The organism is Suttonella ornithocola (assembly GCF_001889065.1).
GTDB lineage: Bacteria > Pseudomonadota > Gammaproteobacteria > Cardiobacteriales > Cardiobacteriaceae > Suttonella_A > Suttonella_A ornithocola.
Window position 1 is genome coordinate 1 of record NZ_LWHB01000239.1, and the last position, 1,507, is coordinate 1,507.

General features: G+C 39.1%; 1 protein-coding gene, 2 pseudogenes and 1 other annotated feature. Of the genes and pseudogenes, 2 read left to right on the top strand and 1 reads right to left on the bottom strand.

Translation table 11 applies throughout. The features are described 5' to 3' along the window. Positions 1–17 precede the first annotated feature (17 nt). The gene (locus A5N85_RS13380) at positions 18–377 is read right to left on the bottom strand and encodes an IS630 transposase-related protein (protein ID WP_072577612.1); all 360 of its coding nucleotides are present in this window, start codon (positions 375–377) and stop codon (positions 18–20) included. Between the two features lie 90 nt (positions 378–467). On the opposite strand from A5N85_RS13380, the pseudogene A5N85_RS13385 reads away from it, so the two are divergent. Together A5N85_RS13385 and A5N85_RS13390 are read left to right on the top strand one after the other, a co-directional pair. Further along, positions 468–962, top strand: a pseudogene (locus tag A5N85_RS13385) (IS1 family transposase); the annotation flags it as partial. A gap of 172 nt (positions 963–1,134) precedes the next feature. Further along, a pseudogene (locus tag A5N85_RS13390) lies at positions 1,135–1,507 on the top strand (IS3 family transposase); the annotation flags it as partial. Then, positions 1,383–1,500 (top strand) — a sequence feature (AL1L pseudoknot). Its footprint overlaps the pseudogene before it by 118 nt.

The window sequence follows — 1,507 nt, forward strand, 5'->3', positions numbered from 1 at the left end:
GGTTTTAGATGATTGCACTATATTTGTTCTTGAAAGTGCTTCTCTTTTCTCTGTGTCGGCTTTTGGATGTTGGTTAATCTTTTTTTATGCGTTATCTTTAGTCGCTTTAGAGCATAACAAATCGCTGATTGCGAGCAATTAAAACGTCTAGCGCTTTCCCATTGGTAATCATCAGGATACTGCTCAATATCCTTAAGCAAGGCTTCATCATCAATCTTTGAGGGCTTGCGCTCAGTAAAGCCTTTAGGATGGGGATTTTTAATCCAGCTATAGACGGTGAATTTGCTGATCTTGTAGCGCTTTGCAACAGCGCGCCAAGTTTCTCCATTAGCAATATCGTTAAGAATTTTCTGTCGGAATTGGCGACAGTAGGTCATAGGATATGCTCAGTTTGTTTTTGATAATTCTACTACAAGTTGTTCTTTATATCTGCTTTAGATAGATTGGATTCTAAGTGATTTGACTATATTATGCTTATTGAGAAAGCCAGCAAATATAAAGTGCTAAATGTTTTAGCAAAATCTAGCTGTGAAATAAAACTCACACAAAACGCCTATCAAAAACTCCAAATTGATGAGTTTTGGACCTATGTAGGTCATAAGAAAAACAAGGTATGGTTAATTTATACTTATGATCCAGAAGATAGTGGTGAAATAGTGGCTTTTGTATGGGGTAAGCGTCATCTAAAGACAGCTAAACAACTGAGAGCTAAACTTGAGGCATTAGGAATTAGTTTTGGTTGTATTTGTTGTGATAATTGGGACAGTTTCTTAACGGCTTTTGATGGTAATCTTAAAAAAGTAGATAAGCAATATACTACGCATATTGAGGGTAATAATAATCGCTTTAGGCAAAGGCTTAGGCGAGTCTTTCGAAAGACTTGCTGTTTTTCTAAAAAACTGGCAAACCACTTTAAGGCGTTTGACTTACTCTTCCATTATATTAACTATGCCTGGGTTTGATCAGCATACTTTTCAAACCACTACTAAAATGTAGAAAAACGTAGTGTTGTTTACAGTCTTTAAGAAGAATGTAAACATGAACATCCATAAAAATTGAACCGCCCCGGAATGATCAGAGGCTCATCAATCTGAGAAAATAAGACTATGAGTAGTAAAAGATCCCCCCTCGGAAATGAAAGAAAGAGCCGTTCGCCTACTGATTGACGTTGAAGACGATTACCCATCAAGATGGGCGGCCATTGAGGCTATTACATCTAAAATCGGCTGTAATAGTGAGACATTGCGAGCTTGGGATAACAAACATGCAGCACTGGCAACCCCTGAAGGTGTACAAGCACAAGATACACTTGAGCGGATAAAAATCCTTGAGCGTGAAAACCGTGAACTGCAACGCAGCAATGAGATCTTGCGCAAAGCCGCTGCTTTTTTTCGCACAGGCGGAGCTCTACCACCCACACAAACGATGATTGACTTTATCGAGCAATATCAGCCGTGTTATGGTGTTGAAGCAATCTGCACGGTATTGCCGATTGCACCACCCTCTA